The 22248-nt window shown below is 55.2% G+C and carries 25 protein-coding genes; 16 read left to right on the top strand and 9 right to left on the bottom strand.

What is annotated here, in order from left to right; translation table 11 throughout:
• Window positions 1–64: 64 nt before the first annotated feature.
• Window positions 65–1687 (top strand): isovaleryl-CoA dehydrogenase, encoded by a 1623-nt coding sequence (locus B3511_RS16765; protein WP_286783879.1) that lies wholly within the window; start codon window positions 65–67, stop codon window positions 1685–1687.
• A gap of 3 nt (window positions 1688–1690) precedes the next feature.
• On the opposite strand, the gene B3511_RS16760 is transcribed toward B3511_RS16765, so the two are convergent.
• From B3511_RS16760 to bsmA, 3 genes are all read right to left on the bottom strand, one after another.
• The gene (locus tag B3511_RS16760) at window positions 1691–3616 is read right to left on the bottom strand and encodes a methyl-accepting chemotaxis protein (protein WP_286783878.1); all 1926 of its coding nucleotides are present in this window, start codon (window positions 3614–3616) and stop codon (window positions 1691–1693) included.
• 171 nt (window positions 3617–3787) lie between these two features.
• A complete protein-coding gene (gene yjfN / locus B3511_RS16755) occupies window positions 3788–4075 on the bottom strand; it encodes a DUF1471 family protease activator YjfN (RefSeq protein ID WP_046886395.1) in 288 nt (95 codons plus the stop codon).
• Window positions 4076–4211: 136 nt separating this feature from the next.
• A complete protein-coding gene (gene bsmA, locus B3511_RS16750; RefSeq protein ID WP_040077489.1) occupies window positions 4212–4541 on the bottom strand; it encodes a biofilm peroxide resistance protein BsmA in 330 nt (109 codons plus the stop codon).
• A gap of 138 nt (window positions 4542–4679) precedes the next feature.
• Here bsmA and yjfP point away from each other — a divergent pair, with 138 nt between their 5' ends.
• Window positions 4680–5411 (top strand): esterase, encoded by a 732-nt coding sequence (gene yjfP, locus B3511_RS16745; RefSeq protein WP_286783877.1) that lies wholly within the window; start codon window positions 4680–4682, stop codon window positions 5409–5411.
• On the opposite strand, the gene ulaR is transcribed toward yjfP, so the two are convergent.
• The gene (gene ulaR / locus B3511_RS16740) at window positions 5408–6163 is read right to left on the bottom strand and encodes an HTH-type transcriptional regulator UlaR (RefSeq protein WP_286783876.1); all 756 of its coding nucleotides are present in this window, start codon (window positions 6161–6163) and stop codon (window positions 5408–5410) included. The genes yjfP and ulaR overlap by 4 nt on opposite strands.
• A 109-nt stretch (window positions 6164–6272) precedes the next feature.
• Window positions 6273–7337, bottom strand: a complete 1065-nt coding sequence (ulaG, locus tag B3511_RS16735) for an L-ascorbate 6-phosphate lactonase (RefSeq protein WP_286783875.1) — start codon at window positions 7335–7337, stop codon at window positions 6273–6275.
• 355 nt (window positions 7338–7692) lie between these two features.
• Between ulaG and ulaA the strand changes: the two genes are divergently transcribed.
• Genes ulaA through B3511_RS16705 form a run of 6 tightly spaced genes read left to right on the top strand, consistent with a single transcriptional unit; the run spans window position 7693 to window position 12100 of the window.
• The gene (ulaA, locus tag B3511_RS16730) at window positions 7693–9093 is read left to right on the top strand and encodes a PTS ascorbate transporter subunit IIC (RefSeq protein ID WP_286783874.1); all 1401 of its coding nucleotides are present in this window, start codon (window positions 7693–7695) and stop codon (window positions 9091–9093) included.
• Window positions 9094–9105: 12 nt separating this feature from the next.
• Window positions 9106–9411, top strand: coding sequence for a PTS ascorbate transporter subunit IIB (gene ulaB, locus B3511_RS16725; RefSeq protein ID WP_006178989.1), 306 nt, complete (start codon window positions 9106–9108; stop codon window positions 9409–9411).
• A gap of 9 nt (window positions 9412–9420) precedes the next feature.
• A complete protein-coding gene (gene ulaC, locus B3511_RS16720) occupies window positions 9421–9888 on the top strand; it encodes a PTS ascorbate transporter subunit IIA (protein WP_006178990.1) in 468 nt (155 codons plus the stop codon).
• A 12-nt stretch (window positions 9889–9900) separates the two neighbouring features.
• A complete protein-coding gene (gene ulaD / locus B3511_RS16715; protein WP_286783873.1) occupies window positions 9901–10551 on the top strand; it encodes a 3-keto-L-gulonate-6-phosphate decarboxylase UlaD in 651 nt (216 codons plus the stop codon).
• A gap of 9 nt (window positions 10552–10560) precedes the next feature.
• On the top strand, window positions 10561–11427 hold the full coding sequence (locus tag B3511_RS16710; RefSeq protein WP_286783872.1) for an L-ribulose-5-phosphate 3-epimerase: 867 nt from the start codon (window positions 10561–10563) through the stop codon (window positions 11425–11427).
• The gene (locus B3511_RS16705) at window positions 11414–12100 is read left to right on the top strand and encodes an L-ribulose-5-phosphate 4-epimerase (protein ID WP_286783871.1); all 687 of its coding nucleotides are present in this window, start codon (window positions 11414–11416) and stop codon (window positions 12098–12100) included. The genes B3511_RS16710 and B3511_RS16705 overlap by 14 nt, the downstream gene beginning before the upstream one ends.
• A gap of 139 nt (window positions 12101–12239) precedes the next feature.
• Here the strand turns inward: B3511_RS16705 and yjfY are convergent, their stop codons facing one another.
• Window positions 12240–12515: a DUF1471 family protein YjfY gene (gene yjfY / locus B3511_RS16700; protein ID WP_207292866.1), complete on the bottom strand. Its 276-nt coding sequence runs from the start codon at window positions 12513–12515 to the stop codon at window positions 12240–12242.
• 345 nt (window positions 12516–12860) lie between these two features.
• Between yjfY and rpsF the strand changes: the two genes are divergently transcribed.
• The 5 genes from rpsF to B3511_RS16675 all read left to right on the top strand — a co-directional run bounded on the left by rpsF (window position 12861) and on the right by B3511_RS16675 (window position 15380).
• The gene (gene rpsF, locus B3511_RS16695; RefSeq protein ID WP_040077485.1) at window positions 12861–13256 is read left to right on the top strand and encodes a 30S ribosomal protein S6; all 396 of its coding nucleotides are present in this window, start codon (window positions 12861–12863) and stop codon (window positions 13254–13256) included.
• Window positions 13257–13262: 6 nt separating this feature from the next.
• A complete protein-coding gene (priB, locus tag B3511_RS16690) occupies window positions 13263–13577 on the top strand; it encodes a primosomal replication protein N (RefSeq protein WP_006178996.1) in 315 nt (104 codons plus the stop codon).
• Window positions 13578–13581: 4 nt separating this feature from the next.
• The gene (gene rpsR, locus B3511_RS16685; RefSeq protein WP_000135199.1) at window positions 13582–13809 is read left to right on the top strand and encodes a 30S ribosomal protein S18; all 228 of its coding nucleotides are present in this window, start codon (window positions 13582–13584) and stop codon (window positions 13807–13809) included.
• A gap of 41 nt (window positions 13810–13850) precedes the next feature.
• The gene (gene rplI / locus B3511_RS16680; RefSeq protein WP_040077484.1) at window positions 13851–14300 is read left to right on the top strand and encodes a 50S ribosomal protein L9; all 450 of its coding nucleotides are present in this window, start codon (window positions 13851–13853) and stop codon (window positions 14298–14300) included.
• A 150-nt stretch (window positions 14301–14450) separates the two neighbouring features.
• Complete coding sequence (locus B3511_RS16675) at window positions 14451–15380, top strand: DMT family transporter (protein WP_286783830.1); 930 nt, start codon at window positions 14451–14453, stop codon at window positions 15378–15380.
• Window positions 15381–15422: 42 nt separating this feature from the next.
• Here the strand turns inward: B3511_RS16675 and B3511_RS16670 are convergent, their stop codons facing one another.
• Complete coding sequence (locus B3511_RS16670; protein ID WP_046886399.1) at window positions 15423–16064, bottom strand: LysM-like peptidoglycan-binding domain-containing protein; 642 nt, start codon at window positions 16062–16064, stop codon at window positions 15423–15425.
• Window positions 16065–16295: 231 nt separating this feature from the next.
• On the opposite strand from B3511_RS16670, the gene fklB reads away from it, so the two are divergent.
• Window positions 16296–16916 (top strand): FKBP-type peptidyl-prolyl cis-trans isomerase, encoded by a 621-nt coding sequence (gene fklB, locus B3511_RS16665; protein ID WP_040077480.1) that lies wholly within the window; start codon window positions 16296–16298, stop codon window positions 16914–16916.
• 307 nt (window positions 16917–17223) lie between these two features.
• Window positions 17224–18633, top strand: a complete 1410-nt coding sequence (gene cycA, locus B3511_RS16660; RefSeq protein WP_040077479.1) for a D-serine/D-alanine/glycine transporter — start codon at window positions 17224–17226, stop codon at window positions 18631–18633.
• A 62-nt stretch (window positions 18634–18695) separates the two neighbouring features.
• Here cycA and ytfE read toward each other — a convergent pair whose 3' ends face one another.
• Window positions 18696–19358: an iron-sulfur cluster repair protein YtfE gene (gene ytfE, locus B3511_RS16655; protein ID WP_046886400.1), complete on the bottom strand. Its 663-nt coding sequence runs from the start codon at window positions 19356–19358 to the stop codon at window positions 18696–18698.
• A 243-nt stretch (window positions 19359–19601) separates the two neighbouring features.
• On the opposite strand from ytfE, the gene B3511_RS16650 reads away from it, so the two are divergent.
• Window positions 19602–21251, top strand: a complete 1650-nt coding sequence (locus B3511_RS16650) for a methyl-accepting chemotaxis protein (protein ID WP_212478343.1) — start codon at window positions 19602–19604, stop codon at window positions 21249–21251.
• Window positions 21252–21258: 7 nt separating this feature from the next.
• Here B3511_RS16650 and B3511_RS16645 read toward each other — a convergent pair whose 3' ends face one another.
• Window positions 21259–22224 (bottom strand): DMT family transporter, encoded by a 966-nt coding sequence (locus B3511_RS16645; protein WP_046886402.1) that lies wholly within the window; start codon window positions 22222–22224, stop codon window positions 21259–21261.
• Between the last annotated feature and the right edge of the window lie 24 nt (window positions 22225–22248).

The raw sequence follows: 22248 nt of genomic DNA, 5'->3' as shown, positions 1-22248 counted from the left end.
CCATGCAGCCGCGGCCAGCTCTGTCCATACTTAGCCTCACTTGCCATTGAAGGAGGGAGACACAATGCACTGGCAGACGCATACCGTTTTTAATCAGCCTTCGCCGCTGAGTAATAGCAACCTGTTTCTTTCAGATCGCGCCCTGTGCGAGGCGGTGAACCGGGAGGGGGCGGAGTGGGATGGGGAACTGCTCGCCAGTATCGGCCAGCAGCTGGGCACGGCAGAGTCGCTGGAGCTAGGGAGGCTGGCTAACGCCAATCCACCGGAACTGCTCCGCTACGACGCCACCGGGGCACGGCTGGATGATGTGCGTTTCCATCCCGCCTGGCATTTGCTCATGCAGGGGCTGTGCGCCAACCGGGTGCATAACCTGGCGTGGGAAGAGGACGCGCGGCGGGGCGCGTTTGTGGCCCGGGCGGCACGTTTTATTCTGCATGCGCAGGTGGAAGCCGGGACCCTGTGCCCCATCACCATGACCTTCGCCGCCACGCCGCTATTGCAGCAGAGCCTGCCGCATGCCTTTCACGACTGGCTAACCCCGTTGATGAGCGATCGCTACGACCCTCATCTGGCGCCGGGTAACCAGAAGCGCGGCCTGCTGATAGGCATGGGAATGACGGAGAAGCAGGGCGGCTCAGATGTGCTGAGTAACACTACCCGGGCGGAAAAGTGCAGCGACGGTAGCTATCGGCTGGTGGGTCATAAATGGTTCTTCTCGGTACCGCAAAGCGATGCCCATCTGGTGTTAGCCCAGGCGAAAGGGGGCCTGTCCTGTTTTTTTGTACCGCGCTTTTTACCCGACGGGCTGCGTAACCACGTGCGGCTGGAACGGCTGAAAGAGAAGCTCGGTAATCGTTCAAACGCCAGCACTGAAGCCGAAATGCTGGATGCCACCGGCTGGCTGCTGGGAGAAGAAGGTGAGGGGATTCGCCAGATCCTGAAGATGGGCGGCCTGACTCGCTTTGATTGTGCGCTGGGTAGTCACGGTTTGATGCGCCGCGCCCTGTCGGTGGCGCTCTATCACGCCCATCAACGCCAGACCTTTGGCAAGACTCTGATAAATCAGCCTCTGATGCGGGATGGACTCAGCCGGATGGCGTTGCAGCTCGAAGGGCAGACGGCACTATTGTTCCGTCTGGCACGGGCATGGGATCGCCGCAGCGATGAGCAGGAAGCGCTGTGGGCCAGGTTATTTACCCCGGCGGCAAAATTCAGCGTCTGCAAGGCGGGCATTCCCTTCGTGGCAGAGGCGATGGAGGTGCTGGGCGGTATCGGCTATTGCGAAGAGAGCGAGCTGCCGCGCATTTATCGCGAGATGCCGGTTAACAGTATCTGGGAAGGGTCGGGAAATATCATGTGCCTGGATGTTTTGCGCGTGCTGGCAAAACAGCCTGGCGTCATGGATCTGCTGGCCGACGATTTTGCTGAAGTAAAAGGGCAAGATCGCCATTTCGATCGTAGCTGGCGCCAGCTTCAGCAACGTCTACGCAAACCGCAAGAGGCGCAGGGCAGGGAGATAACCCGGCAGATCTTCCTGCTGGGCGCAGGGGCACAGATGTTGCGCCATGCCTCGCCGCCCATCGCGCAGTCATGGTGCCGTGAAATGCTCGATGCCCGTGGTGGCTCCCTGCTCAGCGAGCAGGTTCAGGACGACCTGCTCTTACGCGCCACGGGCGGTGTGGCCTGATAACTACAGACGGAACAGACTCACCAGCTCGCTGAGGTGTGAGCCCTTTTCCCGCAGGGTCTGGGCCGTCTGTTCGCTGCGCGAGACGCGATCGGCGTTGATGTGGGATGCTTCGCCGATATGGGTCATCGCCAGATTCACCTGGCCAATCCCTGCTGACTGCTCATGTGAGGCGTGATTGATCTCGGTGACCAGCTGGTTGATGTTGTCGATATGCGTAATGATGCTCTCCATCGCCTGGCGGGTCTGTTCTGAAAGCGCATGCCCCTCGCTCACTTTACTGAGCGTATCGCCAATCAACTGCTCGATCTCCTTCACGGCGTTGGCGCTGCGTGCCGCCAGGGCGCGCACTTCCTGCGCGACAACCGCGAAGCCTTTACCATGCTCACCCGCACGAGCCGCTTCTACCGCCGCATTCAGCGCCAGGATATTGGTCTGGAAGGCGATGCCCTCAATCACGTGGGTAATAGCTTCGATACGTTTCGATGCGTCGCGAATATCATCCATAGTTGAGACGGCGTTGCTGACGGTCTCGCCGCCCTGATGTACCGCGCGTGACGTTTCACCCACCAGTTGCTGGGTCTGTTCCATATTCGCGGCGTTTTGCTGCACGGTGGCGGCCAGCTGTTCCATGCTGGCGGACGTTTCTTCTACGCTGCTAGCCTGCTTGTTGATCTGCTCAGAGATCTCACCGGTATCAGAAGCCAGCGCAGTAGTGCCCTGGTGGATCTCTCCTGCGGCTTCCCTTACCTGACGCACGATTTTTTGTAACCCGCCGCCAATGCCGTTAATTGCCGTAATCAGCTGGCCGACCTCATCCTGTCGCGTGGCGGGAAGCGTAGCGCGCAGATCCCCGGCGGCATATTGCTCTGCCAGGCCAATCACATCGCGAAGTGGACGCGAGAGCCAGCGGCGAATAATCATCACGAACAGCAGGGCGAACAGGGCGGAAAGGACAACACCGGCGATTAAAAACTGATTACGCAGGGTCGTGACGCTGGCCAGCAGCACGCGCTTGTCCACTTCACCTACAATCGTCCAGTTCCAGCCCGGTAATGGGGTCCAGGCCATAATCAGGGTGCGTCCATCGGCACTCTGGCGCTCCAGGGTGCCGGATTGATCGTCCAAGAGTTGCTGTTGGATGCCATTATCCCACTCCGGCAATTTCCCTTCATTGGTGCTATGGAAGAGGTATTGGCCATGGTTCTTGCCATTACTGCGATCCAGAACGAAGAAATGGCCACTCTCGCCCAGGCGGCGGCTGAGGATCTTTTCGCGCATGACGTTCCAGGAGTGCGTGATATCGACTCCGACGAAGAGGATAGCGATCACTTGTCCATCGGCACCCTTCACCGGTTGATACTGCGTGATATAGCGCTTTCCGAAGAGCAGGGCCAGGCCGCGATAGACCTCACCTTTGGTTACCGCAGCATAGGCCGGACTGGCGACATCCAGCACCGTACCCATCGCTCTGTCGCCATTCTCTTTGCGCAGCGAAGTCGCCACGCGCACAAAATCATCTCCGCTGCGGACAAACAGGGTAGAGATAGCCCCCGTGCGCGCAAGGAAATCATCCGGCGTCGCGTTGTTTTCATGCAGCTCGGACTCACCACCCTTTAGCAACGGCACGTTCAGGCCGTTAATGGTGCGGCTCTGGCTGGCATCAACGCTCAGCGGCTGGGGCAGAAAAGTCGTGAACAGGCGGGTATAGCTCTCCACCTCTTCGGTAAGGCTGGTATTAAACATCTGTACCATATCCACCACGCCCGTGGCCTGGTTATGCAGATCTTCAACAGCTAAGGTTTCGAGTTTTTTACTGGTGTTGTAACTCAGGAGAAAAGTGAACAGCAAAAAGAGTGTGGCAACACTCAGGCCGGTAAGCAGCGATAGCTTTGTGCCAAGACCTGCACGGCGAAAAAAAGTGATCATAAATTGCTCAGCATTGAAAAGGTATGGCTCTTCAACGGCAGGGCAGGGCTAACATTTAAGGGGAAGATGTAACAGGATGTTACGGAAACGTCTCAATGTAGTAACGACAAGGATAACTGATTTGTAAATATTGAAAAGCCACTAATTTTTAGTGGCTTTTCAAAGGCTTTATCACGCGTACAGAATGGCTTGTACCCGCCAGCGATCAACATGAACATCTTCCTGCATCCGGATGATTCGATACCAGGACGCGCCTTGCTCATCGGCTTTCAGGGCGATGACACGTTCGACGTCCTGCTGGCTTCCGGAAATATCATTCACGGAGATCAACCCAATTTCATTCAGTCCTGTCACACAATCTGCGCTGGCAAAATCCGCCGACTGTGCCGTCGTGCTCAACAGCCCTGCTGAGAGCAACAGTGAGGATAAAGCAAGAGTTCGTTTCATCGTTAGCTCCATTCTACGTGTCCCCGGTATCCGCCGGGCAATCCTTCGCAAATAAACTCACTTCCATTGTCACAGTCACGGAGTTTATTGTGGACAGGAAAACGTCTATGGACGCAAAGCAGTGTAAATGTCGTTTAAATACCTTCAGTTATTTACGATACAAAATGGCCTGCGAATACCATTGTCCCGTAATAACGGTTTCATCGACGAGGATGATGACGTAATAATCTGCTTTCGCTGCGGCGGCCTGGGCTTTAATTGCATTTTCCACATCCATCGGCGAACCGCGCTCAAGGGCGGTGATGGTTCCCATACGCTGTAATCCTTCCGTTTGATTACGGCGAATTTCCTGGGGATGGTCAGCCACTGGCGGAGCGGGTTGGGGCGTGCCTTGTAACACGCTACAGCCGCATGACAGCAACACCAGCAATAAAGCGACAAACTTTCGCATAACCCTATCTCGTTTCCTGATAGCCATAGTGTAGATGCCTGATAATTTCATTTTGGGGGAATGTTCCCAAACTGTTATCTGTAACGTAAATTTCGAATGAAAATGGTGTGAAAGCGTAATCCACTTCTCAACATTATGAATCACCCCGCGAGTAAAGGATCCTCAATGATTGAAGTTAAAACAGAACAGCCTGGAGATTATGAAATTTTACAGGCTTTTCCGGCAGGGTTAGGTGAACAGCCTTTGCCGACGATCATTTTTTATCATGGTTTTACCTCCTCTAAGCTGGTGTACAGCTACTTTGCCGTGGCACTGGCGCAGGCAGGGTTTCGCGTAGTGATGCCTGATGCCCCGGAGCATGGCGCACGGTTTAATGGCGATGAGCAGGCGCGGTTAGGGCAGTTCTGGTCCATTTTGCACGGCAGTCTTACCGAGTTCAGCGGGTTACGTGACACGATCTGTCAGGCCGGGTGGGTCGCAGGCGACCGTCTGGCCGTGGCGGGGGCGTCGATGGGCGGGATGACGGCGCTGGGCATTATGACCCGCCATCCAGAGGTAAAATGCGTGGCCAGCCTGATGGGATCGGGATACTTCACCACGCTTGCCCACACGCTCTTTCCACCGCAGGATGAACAGACTCGGGAGGCCGTGCTGGCGCCGTTAGCCCACTGGGAAGTGACCAGGGCGCTGCCCCGGCTGGCAGACCGCCCACTGCTGCTTTGGCACGGCGAGGCGGACGATGTCGTGCCGGCTACGGAGACGTTTCGTTTACAGCAAGCCTTACAGCGCGATGGGCTGGATGGCAACCTCACCTGCCTGTGGGAGGCCGGTGTCCGTCATCGGATCACGCCCACGGCGCTGGATGCCACCGTCAGGTTCTTTGAAACGCACCTTTAAACGCGCAGAACCTGCACCCCTTGCTCCTCCAGTTTCTGGAGGAGCTGCGGGTCGGCCTGCTTGCCGGTAATGACCATGTCGATCTGCTCTGCCCGACTAAAGAGCATGCCCGCGCGCGCGCCTACTTTGCTGCTGTCGACCAGCACCACCAGCTTACCGACCATATTGAGCATATTCTGTTCAGCCATTGCCGTCAGCATGTCTGTTTTATACAAGCCCTCGGCGGTTAGCCCCTTGCCGCTGGTGAACATCCAGTGTCCGGCATAGAGGCTGTTTTCGCTGTCTTGTGGGCTTAAGGTAATGGACTGGCTTTTGTTGTACTGACCACCCATGATCACCACACTCTCATGCTCCTGATCTATCAGGTAGTTCGCCAGAGGCAGATAGTTTGTGATGATTTGCACGGGTCTGCCGCACATTTCTTGACCCAAAAGAAAGGCGGTGGAACCACAGTTAATCACCACGCTTTCACCCGGACTCACCAACTGGGATGCCGCTCTGGCGATGCGCACTTTCTCATCATGATTCTGCGCCTGATGAATATTCATCGGGGACCAGCGCTGCCGTTGCTGGGTAATGGCTTCTGCCCCGTTGCGGACTTTTTTCAGCTTGCCGCTCTCATCAAGCTTGTTGATATCGCGCCGTGCGGTAGCGGGAGAGATCCCCAGACGTGAGATGACCTGCTCGACGGTAACGAACCCGGATTGTGCCAGCAGTTCGAGTAAAATTTGATGTCGTTGTGCTTCGGTCATGAGCTATTCCGAAAAAAATTGATGTGAAAAGATGATATTTGAAATAGCCTGAAATTACTAAGGAAATGATGAATTCGCCAGGCATGGTGCCTGGCGATAAACGAATAATTTATAAGAATGATTTGAACGGTAGATCAGGCTCGATCGTAAAGCAGTCGTCAAAACCACGTGGGTAATGGTACTCGAAATTGTCTTTATCCAGCGGCCAGGTAAATTTGCCGCCAACCTGCCAGATAAAGGGCTTGAAGCCATACTTCAGGCGGTCTTTTTTCATCTCCCACAAGACGCGGATTTCTTGCGGATCGGCCTGGAAATTTGACCATATATCATGATGGAACGGGATCACAACCTGGGTGTTTAGCGCCTCTGCCATGCGCAGAATATCTGCGCTGGTCATTTTGTCGGTTATCCCGCGAGGGTTTTCGCCGTATGAACCCAGCGCCACGTCGATATGGTGTTCGTTGCCGTGTTTCGCATAATAGTTGGAATAGTGCGAATCGCCGCTGTGATACAGCGTGCCAGCAGGGGTTTTGAACAGATAGTTGACCGCGCGCTCATCCATACCATCCGGCAGCACGCCCGCTGCTTTTTGCTCTGCAGGCAAGGTAATCAAGGCTGTACGGTCAAAGGCATCCAGCGCGTGGATCTCTATATCTTTGATTTTTACCACATCACCCGGTTTAACTACGATGCAGCGCGACGCCGGTACGCCCCAGCCTGTCCAGATGTCTACACAGGTTTGTGGGCCGATGAAAGGCACGCTGTCCGGGCAATTCTGTATTACCGCCGCCGCCACGTTCACGTCGATATGATCGTTATGATCGTGGGTCGCGAGCACTGCGTCGATCTCGCGAATGGCAAAGGGATCAAGCACAAACGGGGTGGTACGCAGGTTGGGCTGCAGCTTTTGCACCCCGGCCATGCGCTGCATCTGATGGCCTTTCTTCATCAGCGGATTGCCGTGGCTCTGCTTTCCGGTTCCGCACCAGAAATCGACACAGACATTTGCTCCCCCCTGCGACTTTAGCCAAATTCCCGTACAGCCGAGCCACCACATGGCAAAAGTACCTGGCGCGACCTTCTCTTGCTCAATCTCTTCGTTCAGCCAGCTTCCCCATTCTGGAAAGGTGCTCAAAATCCAGGATTCGCGGGTGATGGTATTCACTTTACTCATGGTCATCTCCTCATTTCAGTCAAATTAAATCACTGCATGATTTGTTTTGACTGATACTGACATCAGAGAATCAGCTTTGCAATGTGAAAAACAAGAGTGCTGGGGTCGGATATGGAGAGGTTTAATCCAATAGTGGTGATTGCACCCCATGCTTTAACGCATTAACTCATTGAATATATAGTAATTATTTTTAGGAAAAGTAAGGGTAAAGAGACCGCCTCAAAAATATGGAAATAATTTGCGTCATACATCACAAATAATCAAATTCAATCTTGTGGTGATTATTTGTGATTACTAGAGTGTGGGCACCTTGTCAGCGCATTGCGCATGATGCGCGTATAAATCGGAGAGTGTTATGGAGTTCCTCTACAGCGTCTTTACCGTCTTTTTTAACCAGGTGATGACCAATGCCCCGCTGCTGCTGGGTATCGTGACGTGCCTGGGCTACATCCTTCTGCGTAAAAGCGTTAGCGTCATCATCAAAGGCACCATCAAAACCATTATCGGTTTTATGCTGTTGCAGGCAGGGTCGGGCATTTTGACCGGCACCTTTAAACCGGTGGTGGCCAAAATGTCGGACGTGTATGGCATTAACGGTGCGATCTCAGATACCTACGCCTCCATGATGGCCACCATCGAACGTATGGGTGACGCCTACAGCTGGGTGGGCTATGCGGTTCTGCTCGCGCTGGCGCTGAACATTATTTATGTGCTGCTACGCCGGATAACGGGCATTCGCACCATCATGCTGACGGGTCACATTATGTTTCAGCAGGCGGGGCTGATTGCGGTTTCCCTCTATATTTTCGGCTACCCAATGTGGACCACCATCATCTTCACGGCGGTGATGGTGTCGCTCTACTGGGGCATCACCTCCAACATGATGTACAAGCCGACCCAAGAAGTGACCGACGGCTGCGGCTTTTCCATCGGCCACCAGCAGCAGTTTGCCTCCTGGATCGCCTATAAAGTTGCGCCGTACCTGGGCAAAAAAGAGGAGAGCGTCGAAGACCTCAAGCTGCCTGGCTGGCTGAATATTTTCCACGACAATATCGTCTCGACGGCGATTGTAATGACTATCTTCTTCGGCGCCATTCTGCTCTCCTTTGGCATTGACGTGGTGCAGGCGATGGCGGGCAAAGCCCACTGGACGGTCTATATCCTGCAGACCGGTTTCTCCTTCGCCGTCGCCATTTTCATCATCACTCAGGGCGTGCGCATGTTCGTCGCTGAACTGTCAGAGGCCTTTAACGGTATCTCTCAGCGGCTGATCCCTGGCGCAGTGCTGGCAATTGACTGTGCGGCTATCTATAGCTTCGCGCCAAACGCCGTGGTCTGGGGCTTTATGTGGGGCACCATCGGCCAGTTGATTGCGGTGGGTATCCTGGTGGGCTGCGGCTCGTCCATTCTGATCATTCCTGGCTTTATCCCGATGTTCTTCTCCAACGCAACTATCGGCGTTTTTGCGAACCACTTCGGCGGCTGGCGCGCGGCGCTCAAGATCTGCCTGGTGATGGGCATGGTTGAGATCTTCGGCTGCGTGTGGGCGGTCAAGCTCACCGGCATGAGCGCCTGGATGGGCATGGCCGACTGGTCAATTCTGGCGCCGCCAATGATGCAGGGCTTCGCCTCCGTTGGGCTGGTCTTTATGGCCGTCATCATCCTGATTGCACTGGTTTATATGTTCTTCGCTGGCCGTACGCTGCGAGCTGAAGAAGATGCGGAAAAACAAACAGCAGAAGTTTCTGCTCACTAAGGAGTTTCGATTATGACCGTACGTATCCTGGCTGTGTGTGGCAATGGGCAAGGTAGTTCCATGATCATGAAGATGAAAGTGGATCAGTTTTTAACCCAGTCAAACATTGACCACACGGTGAATAGCTGCGCGGTGGGTGAATACAAAAGTGAACTGAACGGCGCGGACATCATCATCGCCTCTACCCATATCGCCGGTGAAATCACCGTGACGGGCAACAAGCATGTGGTGGGCGTGCGCAACATGCTCTCGCCGGCTGATTTTGGTCCAAAGCTGCTGGACGTAATCAAAGAACACTTCCCTCAAGACGTGAAGTAAGGACGCCACATGAAACTACGTGATTCGCTGGCAGAGAATAATTCCATTCTTTTACAGGCCGAGGCCAGCACATGGCAAGAGGCGGTGAAGCTTGGTGTGGATCTGTTGGTTAACGCCGACGTTGTCGAACCGCGCTACTACCAGGCGATCCTCGACGGGGTTGAGCAGCATGGTCCCTATTTCGTCATTGCGCCAGGGCTGGCGATGCCGCATGGCCGTCCGGAAGAGGGCGTCAAGAAAACCGGTTTTGCGCTGGTGACGCTGAAAACGCCGCTGGCGTTCAACCATGAAGATAACGACCCGGTCGACATCCTGATCACCATGGCGGCTGTCGATGCCAACACCCATCAGGAGGTCGGCATTATGCAGATCGTCAACCTGTTTGATGACGAAGCGAATTTTGACCGTTTACGCGCCTGCCGTACCGCGCAGGACGTCCTGGATTTAATTGATCACGCCACTGCGGCGGCCGTTTAAGAGGAACTTATCATGGCATTACCGATGTTACAGGTTGCGCTGGACAACCAGACGCTCTCTCACGCTTATGAAACGACCCGCCTGATTGCGGAAGAAGTGGACATTATCGAAGTGGGCACCATTCTGTGCGTGGGCGAAGGTGTCCGCGCCGTTCGCGACCTGAAAGCGCTTTATCCGCACAAAATCGTGCTGGCCGATGCCAAAATTGCCGATGCGGGCAAAATTCTCTCCCGTATGTGTTTTGAAGCCAACGCGGACTGCGTCACCGTGATCTGCTGTGCGGATATCAACACCGCCAAAGGGGCGCTGGACGTGGCGAAAGAGTTTAATGGCGACGTGCAGATTGAGCTGACCGGCTTCTGGACCTGGGAACAGGCACAGGAGTGGCGCGATGCCGGTATTCAACAGGTGGTGTATCACCGCAGCCGCGATGCGCAGGCCGCGGGCGTTGCCTGGGGTGAGGCCGACATCAGCGCGATTAAACGACTGGCGGACATGGGCTTTAAAGTCACCGTGACCGGTGGCCTGGCGCTGGAAGATCTGCCGCTGTTCCAGGGCATTCCGATTCACGTCTTTATTGCGGGCCGTAGCATCCGTGATGCGGCGTCTCCGGTAGAAGCCGCGCGCCAGTTCAAACGTTCAATCGCTCAGCTTTGGGGCTAAGGAGCGGGTATGTTGTTTAAACAGGTCCCGCTTGGCATTTATGAAAAGGCACTCCCTGCGGGGGAGTGCTGGCTGGAGCGGTTGCAGCTGGCAAAACAGCTGGGATTTGATTTTGTCGAAATGTCTGTGGACGAGACGGACGCGCGTCTGGCACGCCTCGACTGGAGCCGCGAGCAGCGGCTTGCGCTGGTGAACGCGGTTGCGGAAACCGGCGTGCGCGTGCCGTCCATGTGCCTTAGCGCCCACCGACGTTTTCCGCTTGGCAGCGAAGATGATGCGGTACGCGCTGAAGGTCTGGCGATTATGCGGAAAGCCATTCGTTTCGCGCAGGATGTCGGTATCCGCGTGATCCAGCTGGCGGGTTACGATGTTTACTATCAGGAAGCCAACGACGAAACGCGCCGACGTTTTCGGGACGGCCTGAAAGAGAGCGTTGAGATGGCAAGCCGCGCGCAGGTGACGCTGGCCATGGAGATCATGGACTACCCACTCATGAACTCCATCAGCAAAGCGCTTGGTTATGCCCATTACCTGAACAATCCATGGTTCCAGCTCTACCCGGACATCGGCAATTTATCGGCGTGGGATAACGACGTACAGATGGAGCTGCAGGCGGGCATCGGGCATATCGTGGCGGTGCATGTTAAAGACACCCGCCCTGGCGTGTTCAAAAACGTGCCGTTCGGCACCGGGGTGGTGGATTTCGAGCGCTGCTTCGAAACGCTCAAACAGACCGGCTATTGCGGGCCCTACCTGATTGAGATGTGGAGCGAAACGTCGGAAGACCCGGCGGCTGAAGTGGCGAAAGCGCGCGACTGGGTGCGCGAGCGCATGGCCCGGGCAGGGTTGCTGGAGGCTCAATATGCAGAGGCTTAAGCAGCAGGTGTTTGAAGCCAATATGGATCTCCCGCGCTATGGCCTGGTGACGTTCACCTGGGGCAACGTCAGCGCCATCGATCGCGAGCGGGGGTTAATAGTGATTAAGCCCAGCGGCGTAGCGTATGAGGTCATGAAGGCTGACGACATGGTCGTGGTGGATCTCGACGGAAACGTCGTCGACGGCAGCTGGCGGCCCTCGTCGGATACGGCCACGCACCTGGCGCTGTACCGGCGTTATCCCTCCCTGGGCGGTGTGGTGCATACTCACTCTACGCACGCCACCGCATGGGCACAGGCGGGGCTGGCGATCCCGGCGCTGGGCACGACGCATGCGGACTACTTTTTTGGCAACATTCCGTGCACGCGTGCATTAACGCAGGCCGAAGTGGAAGGCGAGTACGAGCTCAATACCGGGAAGGTAATTATCGACACGTTGGGCGAGTGTGAGCCCCTGCATACGCCGGGGATTGTGGTCTATCAGCACGGCCCGTTCTCATGGGGTAAAGATGCCCATGACGCAGTGCATAACGCGGTGGTGATGGAAGAGGTCGCAAAAATGGCGTGGATTGCCCGCGGCATTAACCCGCAGCTGCGCGACATCGATGATTACCTGATGAATAAGCATTTTATGCGCAAGCACGGCCCAAATGCCTATTATGGGCAGAAGTAAATAAGTGCTCTGGAATACCAAAACAGTTGTAACCGGCGGTATTCCGGAGCCATTTATTAAAAAAAGCCCCCGAACCGGGGGCGAATGAAAGGATGACGTTATTTTCGTTGTTGGCTTTCCTGGTGCTAGCGTTAATGCATTACTGATAGATGTCTGCGCTGGCGTGCATATTCCCGTTGCTGCCCGGCTCCCGGGTAAGTATGACGTGATAATAGCGGGCATTCTGCACATCGGCTTCTTGATTAAGGGCTTGATCTGCTTCACTTTCAGTGGCGAAGTTATGGTTGATATAAATCACGCCTAAGCTCTGCACATCATCCATGTTTCTGGCCTGTCGGCCGTCGATCTGAATGGCTGCCATGGCGTTTGCACTCAGCAAAAGCGCAGCCAGTACCGCTACAGTGATCTTTTTCATGATATGCGCTCCACGACGACATGCTGTGAATCGGTTGTTTCTCTCTCCTTCTGATCCTCGGTTGAGGTTTGATTAAAGTGTAATCTCTTCTGCGAGGGGCATTGACGACCATTTCTGATGCTGTTGTTCAAAAAAACGCCGCAATCGAGGCTGTTCAATGTTAAATCACCCACTTAGACTCGCTTTGCCCTTTGTGCGAATTATTTGTGCAATGACCTTGTGTTTAGCGGGGGTCGCAAGTATTATGACGCGTCAATTTTTCAGCCGACCTTTAACACGTTCCTTGCCTCCCCGGGCCTCGGCTGACCCAGACAGGAGGCTGAATAATCCGTAAGGAGCAATTCGATGCGTCATTACGAAATCGTTTTTATGGTCCATCCTGACCAGAGCGAACAGGTTCCGGGTATGATCGAACGCTACACTGGTGCAATCACTGCAGCAGAAGGCAAGATCCACCGTCTGGAAGACTGGGGCCGCCGTCAGCTGGCTTATCCGATCAACAAACTGCACAAAGCTCACTACGTTCTGCTGAACGTTGAAGCTCCGCAGGAAGCGATCGATGAGCTGGAAACTAACTTCCGCTTCAACGATGCCGTTATCCGCAGCATGGTTATGCGTACCAAAAACGCAGTGACCGAAGCATCTCCGATGGTTAAAGCGAAAGACGAGCGCCGTGAGCGTCGCGATGATTTCGCAAACGAAACCGCAGATGATTCTGATGCTGGGGATTCTGAAGAGTAATTTCTGATGACCAACCGTCTGGTGTTGTCCGGTACCGTGTGCAGGACCCCCCTTCGTAAGGTCAGCCCATCAGGAATTCCTCACTGCCAGTTCGTGCTTGAGCATCGTTCAGTGCAGGAGGAAGCCGGTTTTCACCGGCAGGCGTGGTGCCAAATGCCCGTGATTATTAGCGGACACGAAAACCAGGCCATTACTCACAGTATAACGGTCGGTAGCGCAGTAACCGTTCAGGGGTTCATCTCTTGCCACAAGGCAAAGAACGGCCTGAGCAAGATGGTTCTGCATGCCGAGCAGATTGATTTGATAGATTCTGGAGACTAGCCATATGGCACGTTATTTCCGTCGTCGCAAGTTCTGCCGTTTCACCGCGGAAGGCGTTCAAGAGATCGACTATAAAGATATCGCAACGCTGAAAAACTACATCACCGAAAGCGGTAAGATTGTCCCAAGCCGTATCACCGGTACTCGTGCAAAATACCAGCGCCAGCTGGCTCGCGCTATCAAACGCGCTCGCTACCTGTCCCTGCTGCCGTACACTGATCGTCATCAGTAATCGGGCACGGTCCATTAATACGACTTTAAGAGGATAAGGTAATGCAAGTTATTCTGCTTGATAAAGTAGCAAACCTGGGCAGCCTGGGTGATCAGGTAAATGTTAAAGCGGGCTACGCTCGTAACTTCCTGGTTCCACAGGGTAAAGCTGTTCCAGCTACCAAGAAAAACGTAGAGTTTTTCGAAGCACGTCGTGCTGAACTGGAAGCCAAACTGGCTGACGTTCTGGCGGCTGCTAACGCTCGCGCTGAAGAAATCAACGCACTGGGCACCGTTACCATCGCGTCTAAAGCTGGCGACGAAGGTAAACTGTTCGGTTCCATCGGTACCCGCGATATCGCTGATGCAGTTTCTGCAGCAGGCGTTAAAGTGGCTAAGAGCGAAGTTCGTCTGCCGAACGGCGTTCTGCGTACCACTGGTGAGCACGAAGTTGACTTCCAGGTTCACAGCGAAGTATTCGCTAAACTGGTTGTTAACGTAGTAGCTGAGTAATTTTTTACTCTGCTCACGTCGAAGCGCCGGCCTTGTGCCGGCGTTTTGCTTTTTAGCGTCACGTACCACGCTTTAGCGCTTTAAGGGTCGCTATTCTCTGCGCATTCTCAGATAATAAAATGAAACGCGATTTTATTTATGAGATCTGTCATGGATACCCCTCTGCCCACGCCCGTCTTTGCCCGCAAAAATGTTGCCTATGCCTGCGCGACCCTCTGCTGTCTGCTGTGGGGAAGCTCCTACCCAGCCATTAAAAGCGGCTATGAACTCTTCCAGATTGCGACCGACGATATCCCCTCTAAGGTGGTGTTCGCTGGCTATCGTTTTCTCTTTGCTGGCCTGCTGCTGTTGCTCTTTGCGCTGGCGCAGCGCAAACCGATCGCCCGCCTGAGCCCACGCCAGTTTGGACAGCTCTCTCTGCTTGGCCTGACGCAGACCACTATTCAGTACATCTTCTTCTACGTAGGGCTGGCGTTCACCACCGGCGTTAAAGGCTCGATCATGAACGCCACCGGCACTTTCTTTAGCGTGCTGCTGGCGCACTTTATCTACCACAACGATAAACTCAGCTATAACAAGACGCTCGGCTGTATTCTGGGTTTTGCCGGGGTGATGCTGGTGAACTTCAGTAGCGGCCTGCAGGATTTTAGCTTCGTCTGGCACGGTGATGGTTTTGTGGTGCTGGCCGCCTTTATCCTCTCCGCCGCCACGCTGTATGGCAAACGCATCTCACAAACCGTGGATCCGACGGTAATGACCGGCTGGCAGCTGGCGATCGGCGGCGCGGTTTTGTTAGGAGGAGGGTATGCGACGGGCGGTACGCTGGAGTTACATAGCTTCAGTGCGCTGGCGATTCTGGGATATTTAACCTTGCTCTCCTCGGTCGCCTTTGCGCTCTGGAGCGTGCTGCTGAAGGTGAACCGCGTCAGTATGATCGCCCCCTTTAACTTTGTGGTGCCGGTGGCCGGGACGTTGCTCTCAGCCCTGTTCCTTGGGGAGAACATCCTGGAGATCAAATACGCCGTGGCGCTGGTGCTGGTCTGTTCGGGGATCTGGTGGGTCAACAAGCGTAGCGCATAAGGCGCTGGCGGCCGGGCGGCGAATTGCGCCCGGCCTGAGGCGTTATTTCACACGTAAAAACGAGCCGTCCGGCTGGCGGGTAAACAGCACTTGCTGGCCATTCCCTGCGTCAATCGTCAGCCCTGTCACCACGCCGCTGGCGTTCTGACGAATCTGGACCATCTGCCCATTCTGCAGGTTACTCAGCGGCTTACCTGCCCCCTCTACCTGTGCCATGGAATAGACATCGGTTGGCGGTAAATTATGGTCGCGGAATAGCTGCGCCAGGGTTTTACCCGGCTCTATCCGGTAGCTGCGCCACTGCTGATCAATGCCGGTCGCCTGCTGCGGCTGAGAGGTCGCCGGCGCTGCCGCCTGCTCCTGCGGCTGTTCTTCCTGAATCGGCTCGGGCTCGGCCGGTGCGACCAGCCCCGGATCGTTCGACGGCGTCACCAGCTGGGTTTGCATCGGCTGGCTCTCCGACTGAGGTTGCGATTGCGACTGCATATCAAGCTGTGCGTCCCGGCTCACCGGCGTTGTATCGCCATCGTCACCGGAGGGCAGCAGGAACCCGATAATCATCAGCAGCAGGCCGAGTATGATGCCCCGACGGTGCATCGGCGGCAGCGGGTCCATGAGGCGAAGATCGTCCGGCGCATGCCAGATCCTCGCCAGGGTAGGTTTCAGTTCAAATCGCCCGGGCATGGCTCTCCTCCTGCTCCGCGTCTTTAATCCTGTTCCGGGAAGTATAGTTTGCTAACTGCCTGAAGGGCGTAGCAAAGTGGGCTTCCGTGACACACATTCGGGAATAATCCTGATCCACGCTATTGTTTCTGTTTCGCCGCGATTTGTCATCTTTACTTAAGACAAAGTTTTACCCGTCGGAGCGTGGCTGCTATGCTGCCCGCTACTTTAAATGTGATGGAAGGAAAACCCATGACCACCCCGACTTTTGACACAATCGAAGCGCAGGCGAGCTACGGTATCGGTTTGCAGGTAGGCCAGCAGTTGAGCGAATCTGGTCTGGAAGGACTGTTACCTGAAGCGCTGGTGGCGGGTATTGCCGACGCGCTGGAAGGCAAGCAGCCTGCCGTGCCGGTAGATGTGGTGCACCGTGCGCTGCGCGAAATCCACGAGCGTGCTGATGCCGTACGTCGTGCGCGTTTCGAAGAGATGGCGGCAGAAGGCGAGAAGTACCTGCAAGAGAACAGCCAGCGTGAAGGCGTGAACAGCACCGAATCCGGCCTGCAGTTCCGTGTTATCACCCAGGGCGAAGGCGCTATCCCGGCACGTACTAACCACGTTCGCGTTCACTACACCGGTAAACTGATCGACGGCACCGTTTTCGACAGCTCCGTTGCCCGTGGTGAACCGGCTGAATTCCCGGTTAACGGCGTGATCCCAGGCTGGATTGAAGCGCTGACCCTGATGCCGGTAGGTTCTAAATGGGAACTGACTATTCCGCAGAACCTGGCCTATGGTGAGCGTGGCGCAGGCGCGTCTATTCCGCCATTCAGCACCCTGGTCTTCGAAGTCGAGTTACTGGAAATCCTGTAATCGTCATGCGTTTTTCCTCTCCCTCCGCGGGAGGGGAAAATAGCGTAAAAACCTATAGTTAGAACTTAATCAACATTTAATGTTGCAAACGCGAATTTTGAGTGTATTTTTGTGAGCTGTTTCGCGCTGTATGAGTGATATGACACTCACTTTCAACATATTATTAACATAATATCTAAATCATAGTATTCATCCCGCCGAATCTTACCTAATATCGATGAGTCCTTAACAAGGGGTCGTCGCATTTTGACGCAATAAAAGGCCAGAAGAGCCTAAACAACACAGACAGGCAATACAGGAAAATTACATGGTAGATCAGGCAAAAGTCATTGCTACAGAAGAGGCATCGACTGAACAATCGCTTCGGCGAAATCTTACAAATCGTCATATACAACTTATTGCCATCGGTGGTGCTATTGGTACCGGGCTGTTTATGGGCTCCGGTAAAACCATCAGTCTTGCCGGGCCGTCGATCATCTTTGTCTATATGATCATCGGTTTTATGCTGTTTTTTGTGATGCGTGCGATGGGCGAATTGCTGCTCTCGAACCTTGAGTACAAATCTTTTAGCGACTTCGCTTCCGACCTGTTAGGGCCGTGGGCGGGCTATTTTACCGGCTGGACTTACTGGTTCTGCTGGGTTGTTACCGGCATGGCCGATGTGGTCGCCATCACGGCCTATGCGCAGTTCTGGTTCCCCGGCCTGTCGGACTGGGTCGCCTCGCTGGCGGTAATTGTTCTGCTGCTGGGGCTGAACCTCGCGACCGTGAAGATGTTCGGTGAGATGGAGTTCTGGTTTGCGATGATCAAGATTGTCGCCATCGTGGCGCTGATCGTGGTCGGGCTGGTGATGGTGCTGACGCACTTCCAGTCACCAACCGGCGTTGAAGCCTCCTTCGCGCATCTGTGGAATGACGGCGGCTGGTTCCCGAAAGGGATTAGCGGCTTCTTCGCAGGGTTCCAGATAGCGGTCTTTGCCTTTGTGGGCATTGAGCTGGTGGGTACCACCGCCGCAGAGACCAAAGACCCGGAGAAATCCCTGCCGCGCGCGATCAACTCTATTCCGATCCGTATCATTATGTTCTACGTATTCGCGCTGATCGTGATTATGTCGGTCACCCCGTGGAGCTCAGTGGTGCCAACCAAGAGCCCGTTCGTCGAACTGTTCGTGCTGGTGGGTCTGCCGGCGGCGGCGAGCCTGATTAACTTCGTGGTCCTGACCTCTGCGGCCTCATCCGCGAACAGCGGCGTCTTCTCCACCAGCCGTATGCTGTTCGGCCTGGCGCAGGAGGGGGTGGCCCCGAGCGCCTTCGCTAAGCTCTCTAAACGCGCTGTGCCGGCGAAAGGCTTGACCTTCTCCTGCATCTGCCTGCTGGGCGGCGTGGTCATGCTGTATGTGAACCCAAGCGTTATTGGCGCCTTCACCATGATCACCACCGTGTCGGCGATTCTGTTTATGTTCGTCTGGACGATCATTCTCTGCTCGTACCTGGTGTACCGCAAACAGCGTCCAGAGCTGCATGCCGCTTCCAAATACAAGATGCCGCTGGGCAAACTGATGTGCTGGGTCTGTATGGCGTTCTTTGTCTTCGTGCTGGTATTGCTGACGCTGGAAGATGATACCCGTCAGGCGCTGATTGTTACGCCGCTTTGGTTCATTGTTCTGGGGCTGGGCTGGATTTTCATCGGCAAGAAACGCATGGCAGGCGTGCGTTAAAAAAAGGCCACCTGCGGGTGGCCAAACTAAACACTCTATCAAGGCGCTCTCAGGCGCCTTTTTTATTCGCCTGCGAGGGCACGCGGGAACAAGACGTTGTTTTCCAGACTGATGTGCTCCATCAGATCGTCAATCATTTCGTTAATACCGTTGTACATGGCGCGCCAGGTTGTACAGGCATCAGCAGGCGGCGTAACGTTATTGGTGGTGTGTTTGATCACTTCCAGCAGCTCGCCGGCTTCATCGTGTTCGCTCTCCATCACGCTGATTGGCCCCATCGCCTGGCTGCCCATCCCTTGTTTAATCATCGGAAAGAGGATCTGCTCTTCTTTCATCATATGGCTGGAGAGTTCCTGGTGCAGCATGGTCAGGTATTTGGCCAGCCCGCGCGGTACAGAGGCTTTGTCCGCATGCACGCGTTCTACTTTGGTCGCCTGCAGAATTAGCTCCGGCAGCTGTTCACGGTGGCGGTCATGATACCGCACGATGATATGGTCGATGATCTCTGCCAGCGGGGCGCTGCGCCAGTCTTTATCGACAGGCTGCTCGGCCAGTTCCGCCAGCTCGCTCTCGATAACCTCCACGTCCAGCGCCTTACGGGAGGCGGCACGCGCCAGCGTTTGCTTACCGCCACAGCAGTAATCCATATCATATTTGCGGAACAGCGCCGAGGCGCGTGGGATAGAGAGCGCAAGCTCACCTAAAGGTTGGTCGCGGAAGGCCATGGAAGTTACCTCGTCATCAGGAATATAAGGTGCATTTTAAATACATCTTTTATTGCAGGCTATAACCCTTTAGAGGAAGGGGTAAAAAAGAGAGTTAGATCACAAAAAAATACCGGTTTTAACTCCTTGAATGAATGCAGGAAACCAGTTTAGAAACTTTTTAAAGGCGTAGAGAGCGTAAATAAGCGGCGGAGGTTGCCGATATACCCTCCCAGACAATACCTGCAAATATAAAGGCTACGCATGTTTAAACGAATAAAAGTCATTACCCTGCTGATTTCAGTGCTGCTGGCACTCGGGATCATACAGCTGATCTCTGCGGGCATTTTTATCAATGCCCTGAACAACGATAAAGAAAACTTCACGGTTTCTCAGGTCTCCAGCCAGAACGTGGCAGAGTTTACTGACGCGTGGATCAGCCTCAACCAGGCTCGCGTGACGCTGAACCGCGGCATGCTCCGTCTGCAAAGCAGCGTAGCGACGCAGATCAACGGTGGGCAACTGAATGAGCTGGTCAGCACAGCGAAAAATCTGCTGGCAGATGCCCAGGCCCATTACGACAAATACTATGCGTTGCCGGAAACGCCGGGTCTGGATGACAAGCTGTCCAGCCAGCTGGAAGAGCAGTACCGCATCTACTCCGCGACTCTGGCGCAGATGAACGTTCTGCTGGCGCAGGGCAACCTGGAAGAGATGTTCAAACAAAACGCGGAGCAGAAGCAAACCGCGATGCAGAAAGTCTACCGTGAATGGCGTGAGGCGCAGGCCGCGCTTACCGACAAGGGAATTAAGGATAACGAGAGCGACTATAAGCGCATCCTGTGGATCCTCTCTACAATGATGGCGCTGGTCATCGCGACGATTATCTCCAGCTGGATTGCGATGCGCCGCGTGCTGTTGCTGCCGCTGCAGGACGTGATTGATCATATCCGTGCCATTGCGGCGGGAGATTTGACCCAGTCTATCGATCCGTCAGGTAAAAACGAGATGGCGGTGCTGGCGCGCAATGTACACGAGATGCAGACCTCGCTCTCTCGCACCGTTGGTGTGGTACGTGAAGGTGCCGATACCATCTATACCGGTGCGGGCGAAATCTCCGCGGGCAGTAACGATCTCTCTTCCCGTACTGAGCAGCAGGCTGCCTCTCTGGAAGAGACCGCCGCCAGCATGGAACAGCTGACCGCAACGGTGAAGCAGAACGCCGACAACGCACGTCAGGCTTCCCGTCTGGCACTGGACGCCTCGTCTACCGCGAAAAAAGGCGGCAGCGTGGTGGAAGGCGTGGTGCGCACCATGGATGAGATAGCCACCAGCTCCAGCAAAATTGCGCAGATCACCAACGTGATTGACGGCATCGCGTTCCAGACCAATATCCTGGCTCTGAACGCCGCGGTAGAAGCCGCCCGTGCGGGTGAGCAGGGTCGCGGTTTTGCGGTTGTCGCCGGGGAAGTGCGTACGCTGGCAAGCCGTAGCGCTCAGGCAGCAAAAGAGATCAAAGCCCTGATCGATGACTCTGGCGAGCGCGTCAGCGCAGGCTCGGCGTTAGTCAATGAAGCCGGCACGACCATGGCGGAGATCGTCAATGCCGTGACGCGCGTCACCGACATTATGGGCGAAATCGCCTCGGCGTCTGATGAGCAGAGCCGTGGCATTGACCAGGTAGGTCAGGCGGTTGCTGAAATGGATCGCGTAACTCAGCAGAACGCCTCGCTGGTGGAGGAGTCTGCCGCTGCCGCCGCCGCGCTGGAAGAACAGGCCGCACGTCTGAACGAAGCTGTGGCGGTATTTAAAATCGCCCGCGGTCAGACGCTGAAAACCCCAGCCGTCAAAGCCGCTACGCCGAAGGCAAAACCGGTTGCTACGGTTTCTGAAGCGAACTGGGAAACCTTTTAATCGCTAATTAGCCTTGCGAAACCGGAACGACCGTTGGTTTTTCCGGTTTCGCGCTTACCGCAACCACCACGCCCACCACCAGCAGCGCGATCCCGCCCAGCGTCAATAATGGCGGCAAACTCTGGCGCATCAGGAAGGTATAGAGTAACCCCGCCAGCGTTTCAAAAACGATTAACGGGCCGAGGATCACCGTCGGCAACTTCTGGCTGGCGACGTTCCAGCACAGCGCACCGACCCAGGAACAAAGCACCGCAATCGCCACCATCAGCCCCACAAATAGCCCCGGTCGGGGTCCAAACGGCAGGTCAAACGCCGGCAGTTCGACATTCAGCCACAGGCAAGCCGCGATATAGCCCAGCAATGAGACCGGTAGCGTCACCAGCGCCTGCGCGGTGGCCCACATCATCGGATGTTTATCCGGGTTCTCCCGCAGCCAGCGGGCATTGCGCAGGGCATACCACGCCCAACAGACTACCGACAAAAACGCCAGGATAATGCCAGAGACGTAACGCCAACCGCTGGCGTTTACCAGACCATGTCCCAGCTCGGCGACGTTGACACACACCAGCCCCAGCGCAATACAGATCAGCGCCGGGACCATTTTCGACCATGCCAGTTTGCCATCGCGCTGGCTATATAGAAGATTGGCGAAGACCGGGATCACCACCGGCAAGGTGCCAATGATCATGGTCGAGACCGGTGCCCCGGTGCGCTGAATGGCGCTTGCCAGGCAGAGGTAATAGATCAGGTTGCCCATCATGGTGAGAGCGAGGGCGGTGAGCCAGTCCCGGCGGGTAAGTTGGCGCAGGCGGGCGCGTCCCAGCCAGGCGAGCGGTAGGGCGATTAACCCCAGCGCCAGGTAACGCCCCATCGACTGCAGCATCGCCGGGTATTCGGGTACGATTAACGGGCCGACAAAAATCAGCCCCCACATCAAGCCTGCAAGCAGGGCATACAACACACCGCTAATCATTTTGTTATCCACATCTTAGAAACC

The organism is Leclercia sp. UBA1284, from assembly GCF_002308415.1.
Lineage (GTDB): Bacteria > Pseudomonadota > Gammaproteobacteria > Enterobacterales > Enterobacteriaceae > Enterobacter > Enterobacter pneumoniae.
This window is presented reverse-complemented; position numbering and strand designations above follow the sequence as displayed.

What these genes read in the sequence shown, in the direction of transcription:
- B3511_RS16765 (WP_286783879.1), top strand. Translation starts at nt 65, where the DNA reads ATGCACTGGCAGACGCATACCGTTTTTAATCAGCCTTCGCCGCTGAGT.
- B3511_RS16760 (WP_286783878.1), bottom strand. Translation starts at nt 3,616, where the DNA reads ATGATCACTTTTTTTCGCCGTGCAGGTCTTGGCACAAAGCTATCGCTG.
- yjfN (WP_046886395.1), bottom strand. Translation starts at nt 4,075, where the DNA reads ATGGAGCTAACGATGAAACGAACTCTTGCTTTATCCTCACTGTTGCTC.
- bsmA (WP_040077489.1), bottom strand. Translation starts at nt 4,541, where the DNA reads ATGGCTATCAGGAAACGAGATAGGGTTATGCGAAAGTTTGTCGCTTTA.
- yjfP (WP_286783877.1), top strand. Translation starts at nt 4,680, where the DNA reads ATGATTGAAGTTAAAACAGAACAGCCTGGAGATTATGAAATTTTACAG.
- ulaR (WP_286783876.1), bottom strand. Translation starts at nt 6,163, where the DNA reads ATGACCGAAGCACAACGACATCAAATTTTACTCGAACTGCTGGCACAA.
- ulaG (WP_286783875.1), bottom strand. Translation starts at nt 7,337, where the DNA reads ATGAGTAAAGTGAATACCATCACCCGCGAATCCTGGATTTTGAGCACC.
- ulaA (WP_286783874.1), top strand. Translation starts at nt 7,693, where the DNA reads ATGGAGTTCCTCTACAGCGTCTTTACCGTCTTTTTTAACCAGGTGATG.
- ulaB (WP_006178989.1), top strand. Translation starts at nt 9,106, where the DNA reads ATGACCGTACGTATCCTGGCTGTGTGTGGCAATGGGCAAGGTAGTTCC.
- ulaC (WP_006178990.1), top strand. Translation starts at nt 9,421, where the DNA reads ATGAAACTACGTGATTCGCTGGCAGAGAATAATTCCATTCTTTTACAG.
- ulaD (WP_286783873.1), top strand. Translation starts at nt 9,901, where the DNA reads ATGGCATTACCGATGTTACAGGTTGCGCTGGACAACCAGACGCTCTCT.
- B3511_RS16710 (WP_286783872.1), top strand. Translation starts at nt 10,561, where the DNA reads ATGTTGTTTAAACAGGTCCCGCTTGGCATTTATGAAAAGGCACTCCCT.
- B3511_RS16705 (WP_286783871.1), top strand. Translation starts at nt 11,414, where the DNA reads ATGCAGAGGCTTAAGCAGCAGGTGTTTGAAGCCAATATGGATCTCCCG.
- yjfY (WP_207292866.1), bottom strand. Translation starts at nt 12,515, where the DNA reads ATGAAAAAGATCACTGTAGCGGTACTGGCTGCGCTTTTGCTGAGTGCA.
- rpsF (WP_040077485.1), top strand. Translation starts at nt 12,861, where the DNA reads ATGCGTCATTACGAAATCGTTTTTATGGTCCATCCTGACCAGAGCGAA.
- priB (WP_006178996.1), top strand. Translation starts at nt 13,263, where the DNA reads ATGACCAACCGTCTGGTGTTGTCCGGTACCGTGTGCAGGACCCCCCTT.
- rpsR (WP_000135199.1), top strand. Translation starts at nt 13,582, where the DNA reads ATGGCACGTTATTTCCGTCGTCGCAAGTTCTGCCGTTTCACCGCGGAA.
- rplI (WP_040077484.1), top strand. Translation starts at nt 13,851, where the DNA reads ATGCAAGTTATTCTGCTTGATAAAGTAGCAAACCTGGGCAGCCTGGGT.
- B3511_RS16675 (WP_286783830.1), top strand. Translation starts at nt 14,451, where the DNA reads ATGGATACCCCTCTGCCCACGCCCGTCTTTGCCCGCAAAAATGTTGCC.
- B3511_RS16670 (WP_046886399.1), bottom strand. Translation starts at nt 16,064, where the DNA reads ATGCCCGGGCGATTTGAACTGAAACCTACCCTGGCGAGGATCTGGCAT.
- fklB (WP_040077480.1), top strand. Translation starts at nt 16,296, where the DNA reads ATGACCACCCCGACTTTTGACACAATCGAAGCGCAGGCGAGCTACGGT.
- cycA (WP_040077479.1), top strand. Translation starts at nt 17,224, where the DNA reads ATGGTAGATCAGGCAAAAGTCATTGCTACAGAAGAGGCATCGACTGAA.
- ytfE (WP_046886400.1), bottom strand. Translation starts at nt 19,358, where the DNA reads ATGGCCTTCCGCGACCAACCTTTAGGTGAGCTTGCGCTCTCTATCCCA.
- B3511_RS16650 (WP_212478343.1), top strand. Translation starts at nt 19,602, where the DNA reads ATGTTTAAACGAATAAAAGTCATTACCCTGCTGATTTCAGTGCTGCTG.
- B3511_RS16645 (WP_046886402.1), bottom strand. Translation starts at nt 22,224, where the DNA reads ATGATTAGCGGTGTGTTGTATGCCCTGCTTGCAGGCTTGATGTGGGGG.